Here is a 6,123-nt window from a genome sequence, read left to right as displayed (position 1 = left end):
AAAATCGCAATTGCATACACAAGGCCGATCACGGATAGAATTAAAGCCGCCCATAAGGACAGGGATACAACAATCACCAGGAATCTAAGAAAGGCTTCTGTTGGCCATGGCTTGGTTCGGAGCATGAATTCCCCTGTGTCTATGCAATGATGCAAGTTAATTGTATCATTGGTTTTCCAAGATAATTTCAAGCTGTGCGCCATCTCTTATGATTTGAAGACTGGTCGACTCGCTCCCTATCATTTTTTGAAAGATTTTCGAAGAATTTGCTGACGTTCCTGGCTTTTCTCCATCGATTGATTCGATAATATCGCCGTTCTTCAGCCCTGCTTTGTCAAAAATGGAATTAGGTCTAATTCTCGTCAGCCGAAATCCAACCAGATCCTTGTCCTTGATTTCCGGCTCTAATTTACCATCCATCAACGTCTTCGGAGACGCTTCGTTGGTTCCACCATTGGCAAAAGTGGAAAGTGAAAAGAAAAATATCACAATGAATCTCAACATGTTTTACTTCCTGTTACTAGGGAGAGTAGCCAATCAAGATCGTCTTTATCAGGATAAATCCGATAGTCCAAACGTTTTCCAGGCTAAAGCAGCAAAAATCGTTCTCAGCCTGTTTTATGGAGAAATTGGGTATAAATGCCTGACGCGCGGCCCACCAGACTGATGCAATCTTCGGGCGGGCTCTCTGAACAGAATGCCCCGGATATACTTCGTTATCGCGCCTGCGGACATGAATCTTTTTTCACTCGATGTGCATCAACGTGTCGAGAGCCGCGCTCCATGTCAGTTCGGGTTGAATGACTGGAGTTGTGGAGTCCGAATATTTGGCAAAATAGTCCTTATGGACTTCAATTTCCCGAAAGATATTGTAAGCACGGAAACAGAAGTCGTGATGCAGATCATCGAAGTCTTCAAGCTACACTGGAGTTGGGAAGCCTGCCTCATACTGCTTACGGCACTCGGTATTGCCTTGCGCTTCAGCTGAGTTGACGTTGAATTCAACGAAAGACATGGGATCCAGCCCCAGGCGATAAATCATCTCAGCGCCAATGTCATCCGCTTCCTTTTCGGTGGTGTACCAGCCCAGACCTTTTTCCTGCGCTTCCCGAACCACCAGAGCTTTTGCGCTCTCGATCCCGCCCAGTTTTTCTTTGATAATCATGTCAACGTCTTGAATCAGCTCCAGAGCGTTTTCATTGTCTCGGAGTGCCGGAGGCGCAATCGGCTGCTCATAAATCAAATTACTGAGAGAAGACCTGACACTGGACCCGAAAAATGACGCCTTGAGCAGCGGGAGGCAGGATTTGACTAGCCTCATACTGTTGATAGGCGTTTCTCGCTGCGTCCGTGTTGAAAAAACCGTATGTAAGCATAGCATCGCTTATCTTTTGGAAAAGTTGGATGAGCAGCGGCCCGAACGCGCCTGATGGCGTGTCGACTACAACGAACGCAGACCATATACTTCTCATGGATGAATTAAGCCGGATCAATCTGCCAGAACAAAGGGATTACGATTCATCGCAGCGGAATCGGAACCGCTCCTGAAATAGATCCAACCTGTAAAGTGCTGATCGTTTTCGATGCCGGAAATGCACTTTTCCTCGCCCCACGCTGGTTGTAGTTCAGATATTCAGCTTAAAGAATCAAACCGTATAAGGTTGCCAACTGCAGGATGAATCCAATCAAAAATAAATTCATTTGTTGTTTCTTGACCTTGCTGCTTATCTGATAACCCAGAAAAGTGCTGGCCCAACCTAATATTTTTCACGGACAGAAGGTAGAAAATTAAAAAAAAATTCGAAAAAATTAGCACCACTGCAATTCTTCCTTTAATCGTTCTGCAATTTGATTTTAACTTATCCTCATCGTCCCGGAATTGTTCGACTTGATTGAACGGGGGTCGATGGTGTTCGGATAACTGGCTGGACAGTCGGAAAATTCAGTGTAAACTGCCCGTTGCTCACCATGGGATGAGCAATAAATGGTGGATTCGATGCAGTCTTAAGCCTTCTGCTCAGCGCGAAACCGGTTACTGTTTTGAACTCTAAACTGCCGTGTGCTTAACAGCTGCTCGACGGTCATGCGAGCGGCTCCGAAATATTCCATCCGCTTCATCATTGGCTGTCTCAATCCCGCAAGACCTGGCAGAGAATATCCCCGCAGATCGTATAAATCAGTTAGCAGGATGCCAGCACACGAAGCGCAAAAAACAAAGAGGCGACCTATAGGCCGCCCACGTAAGGCTTTAAGTTAAGCGAATGACATTGTAGTCATGGCCCCTTTTTTAGCGAGAGATCCAACAGCCAGGGGCACGATCAGTGATCGGCAAAAAGCCGAAACTCTGCTTTACCCAAGCATCTGGTGTTTGAGTCAGCGTGTAGCTCCTGTGTGGGCGTCGCCGCAATTTCCTAAATAGCCGCGAAGAGCTTGACAAGTAAATAGAGTGATCTATTCATGATGGATAAGTTTCAGCCGTATCCGGATGCGATTTTTCGGCGGCATGGTCGTCGTGAAATGCAGGAGGAACCGGGCCATGGTAATTGACCTGACAGATTTCTTACCAAAATGCGGCGGGAGCGAATCTGGGATAGGGCAAGGATCATGCCTTCAATCGATCCGACAAGCGTCCATTTGAGAATCGATGAATATGGTCGGCTTATTTGCTTTGAGGATTACGGCCAGATAGATATCTTCGGCTGGCTGATCGTCCAGGAGCTCCCGATCAACCATCGCTCCTGCTGGCTTTTCCATAATTATCGCACCGGGGTAATGGGCTAAAAGATCCCGGCAGGAAAAAACCAGAAGGGCCATGGGCAGCATCGAGGCAATCCGATCACGCCCATCCTCGTAAAGAGCGCTCTCAAGACCGGTGCAATGTTTGTAACAGTCTTCTGATCAACGTTTAAAATTAAAGAAATGTCCCATGACACATAGCCCAAATGGAGGCAGTTGAGTACGTTAGCCCGGCGAATGATGGGGATGGGATAGACATCATCGGGTGTTATCAGACTTACTTCAAAAGGGCGGTGGAGCCGTCCGGCAAATCCTTCGCCATAAAAAGTCCCAGGGCTCAGCTGATTACAACCATCAGCGAGCTCGGTTCTTGGTCGGAATCATTGAAAAGCTCAGGAGCTTCAGCGGAGCCTAATCCGGACGCTCTCCTTCCCATAAAAGGGCGGCCAGACATTAGAGCCACTTGCTATGGGAAGTGGAACCCGAGTCCCGCGAATCATCTGCCTCCACGTATACCCCGTCGCCGCCTGCTCTCCATCATGCAGCACCCAGCAGCGACGGTTTGTCAGGTGACGCACAATTCCGCGTCTTCCATTGATTATGACTTTTTCACCTTTCAAAAACAGATTTAGGCCATGATGCATTGTATCTCCCTGCTTTCATTCAACAGCCCGAAGCCTCAATCCCTTGTCTCCCAGGGAAATGGGTACTGGTCCATTTTCCGGAGAGATTCCAGCATGACAACTCTTTCGTGAGATTTTCTTGAACGCCTCTTTGCATCCCGTTGAAAAAAGGAGTCAACGTGCAATGATCGTTTCATCACAGGAAGCTTTTTGTGCATGTTGAACAACTTTAAGCAGTTTATTAGAAAATTTTCTGTCATTTTCGATTATTCTTAAGTATGCAGGAAGACAGACTTTCAGAATTAAAAAGCCAGGCGCAAGGCGAGTCCAAATTAGGTTTTGATGTTCAGTCTCTCAGTGGAAAATGTTCAGGGGCGGCTTGATTATTCGGCTGGACTAAAATTCAGAAACCTGTTTCCTTTTCTGAAAATGTCCTTTTTATTAGAGGTGGAATTATGTCTTTCCATGGATTTCTATCTTTCTCAGCAATCTTCGGCTTATTGGTTATTTCCTACTCTTGCACCACTCCCGGCGGAAGCAGCCATGAGAAGGGTTCAGACGCCGCTCTCCTTCTGGGTGAAGCTTCGCTTGTTCCAAAAAATGCCTCGAATATTAAAGGGACGGTTGTATTCAGCAGAATTGAAAAAGGCATCAGGGTGGTCGCCCAAATCACCGGCGGCACTCCGGGGAAACTCGGAATTCATATTCACGAGAAAGGTGACTGCAGCGCTGAGGACGCATCATCAGCAGGCGGACATTTCAACCCCACTGGCAATCAGCATTCAGGGCCTCACCGCCAAGAGCGGCATGCCGGGGATCTCGGCAATATACCTGTCGAGCAGGACGGGAGCGGACTTTTGAAGGTCGATTTGCCCGATCTCGAAGCCTTTTCCGATTGGAGTGCAATCGTGGGGAAAAGTGTTGTCGTCCATGAAAAGCAAGATGATCTGAAAACTCAACCGTCGGGCGATTCCGGAAAGCGCATTGCCTGTGGGACAATCACGGCCTCCCCGGCGCAATAATCCAGGCATAGCTTCGCCAGCGACAGTAGGATTAGGTAAGGCCGGAGTAGAGACCAACTCCCCCAGGGGTCCTGTTCAGATCGGACTCATCGTATTCTCAATAAAAGGAGTGAACCGGTATGTCAGCAGCTTCAATGCACGCAAAGATCGCAATTTTCGTCGCGCACTTGGTTTTCCTTCTTATCATTATGGCGGTGATTCATCGGAATTTCGAGCCGAGTCCGTATAGGTGGGTAATTCTGGCGATAGGTTTTTTTCCGGTGATTTATAGCTTAGTCACATTAACTGGAAGATATAGCTCTTTCAAAAAGAGCAGCTCCAGGGATTCCACTTAAAACTTAGTTGGATGTCGCACAAAAACGAGTACACGCTCTAAAAAAATATGATTAATTATGCTATAATCACCTTGATCCTCTTTGTACTCTTAATGGCTCCATTTGTTTCGATGACTGAGGATTCTTTTACACCGGCAAACAAAAAAAAGCTATGTTCAGGTCGCATTCTGAATCTCCCCCTGAGACTCAGTCATGCGCAGTTCTTGATAAGGAATGGTTTTCCATTCCTTTTTTTTTAGGATTTTTTTGATCGTGATCATCGGGTTCAGAAGAAAAATGTGGCGATGAAGGTTCGAGATATGGAGGAGGCTCATTGCAGTGCCGATATCCCTGCGTCACCATCAAGGCCTTGTCCATACGCACCGATCTTCCGAGGCCTTTTCTCCGACGAATTTTACAATCCGACGTCACCGGAATCAGAGATGAACGGTTTTCAAACCTCTGGAAGGCCGCACGAGGCTGTGAAACGCCCAGCGGCAAAGCGATTCCTGCCCCTACACTTGGTTGGTCCTTTACCACGCACTCGAAAAATCCGGTCTGGACTCTGACCAAAGATCATCATGCAATTTGTAGACTTCGAAAGTTACATTGTGCTCAATTTATTAAGTGTAAATTTAGCGTTTAGATTGAAAATATAGTTAATAAGGATTAAGTATTCAAAATGACGCCAAGCGGGCTCATTTTTTTTGCCTCTTTAATTGACTGACCACCCAATAGACAATGCAAGGGGGTTAAATGAAGGGTAATTTCAGCAAAATTGGCTTTTACGCGGTCCTCATAAGCATGCTTTATGGTCGCGCACCAGCTCCTGCGGAAGGCAATCCCACGAGCGACGAAAGAACCGCCACCGGGGAGTTTAAACCCAGCGCCACTGCAATTTATTCAAGAAGCGCTGCAGGAAGTAAATCAGCTGACTACAGTTCGGTTCTGGCTGGCCGTTTTGGTATTTTTTATGGTCTCGCGGATCAGAGTTCAGTCGCTTTATCCACCGGGTTTTCCAGGGATCAGGATGCCCCTGAAGAACGTAACGTCTGGTCGTCCACGTCAATGATTTATTCGAGTCGCGCATTTGAGGTGTTTCCGGATTATCAGCTAACCTATGGCGGGTCACTTGTTGCGCCTACCAATCCTGATAGTCGAAGATATCTCTCCTACCGGGGTTCGCTCGGATTGAACGCAAGCCTGGGGCGTGAACTGAGAGGGGTAGCATGGATTCCCGGCCTTCTACTGGCATTGACCGGCGGTGCAAATCGAAATTTCTTTCAATATGATTCCTCGATCGCGGGAAATCCCAATACCACTTATTCATTCAGTGGAGGAATCGCCGCAGTTGCCAGGTTCAACGAGTTTTTTCAACTCGACTCGGGCTTCCTTCTTGAACGATCCCGCAAAAGCAACGGCAGTTTA

The 6,123-nt window shown here is 47.2% G+C and carries 5 protein-coding genes; 2 read left to right on the top strand and 3 right to left on the bottom strand.

Annotation, left to right across the window (positions count from 1 at the left end; translation table 11 throughout):
• Positions 1 to 165: 165 nt before the first annotated feature.
• From VE954_RS23660 to VE954_RS23650, 3 genes are all read right to left on the bottom strand, one after another.
• Positions 166 to 504 carry a PDZ domain-containing protein gene (locus VE954_RS23660; RefSeq protein WP_324957434.1) on the bottom strand — a complete coding sequence of 113 codons (339 nt, stop codon included), beginning with the start codon at positions 502 to 504 and terminating at the stop codon, positions 166 to 168.
• A gap of 415 nt (positions 505 to 919) precedes the next feature.
• On the bottom strand, positions 920 to 1,165 hold the full coding sequence (locus VE954_RS23655) for a hypothetical protein (protein WP_324957432.1): 246 nt from the start codon (positions 1,163 to 1,165) through the stop codon (positions 920 to 922).
• Positions 1,166 to 2,610: 1,445 nt separating this feature from the next.
• A complete protein-coding gene (locus VE954_RS23650; RefSeq protein WP_324957430.1) occupies positions 2,611 to 2,823 on the bottom strand; it encodes a hypothetical protein in 213 nt (70 codons plus the stop codon).
• Positions 2,824 to 3,814: 991 nt separating this feature from the next.
• Here VE954_RS23650 and VE954_RS23645 point away from each other — a divergent pair.
• Together VE954_RS23645 and VE954_RS23640 are read left to right on the top strand one after the other, a co-directional pair.
• The gene (locus tag VE954_RS23645; RefSeq protein WP_324957429.1) at positions 3,815 to 4,381 is read left to right on the top strand and encodes a superoxide dismutase family protein; all 567 of its coding nucleotides are present in this window, start codon (positions 3,815 to 3,817) and stop codon (positions 4,379 to 4,381) included.
• Between the two features lie 1,070 nt (positions 4,382 to 5,451).
• A partial coding sequence (locus VE954_RS23640; protein WP_324957427.1) for a hypothetical protein occupies positions 5,452 to 6,123 on the top strand: 672 nt, incomplete at its 3' end.

Origin of the sequence: Oligoflexus sp. (assembly GCF_035638955.1) — a bacterium.
In the GTDB taxonomy this organism is placed as follows: domain Bacteria; phylum Bdellovibrionota_B; class Oligoflexia; order Oligoflexales; family Oligoflexaceae; genus Oligoflexus.
Note: the sequence above shows the minus strand (reverse complement) of the source record. Positions and strands in the feature narration are given on the sequence as shown.

Coding starts and splice junctions, on each gene's coding strand:
- VE954_RS23660 (WP_324957434.1), bottom strand. CDS start 504: ATGTTGAGATTCATTGTGATATTTTTCTTTTCACTTTCCACTTTTGCC.
- VE954_RS23655 (WP_324957432.1), bottom strand. CDS start 1,165: ATGATTATCAAAGAAAAACTGGGCGGGATCGAGAGCGCAAAAGCTCTG.
- VE954_RS23650 (WP_324957430.1), bottom strand. CDS start 2,823: ATGCTGCCCATGGCCCTTCTGGTTTTTTCCTGCCGGGATCTTTTAGCC.
- VE954_RS23645 (WP_324957429.1), top strand. CDS start 3,815: ATGTCTTTCCATGGATTTCTATCTTTCTCAGCAATCTTCGGCTTATTG.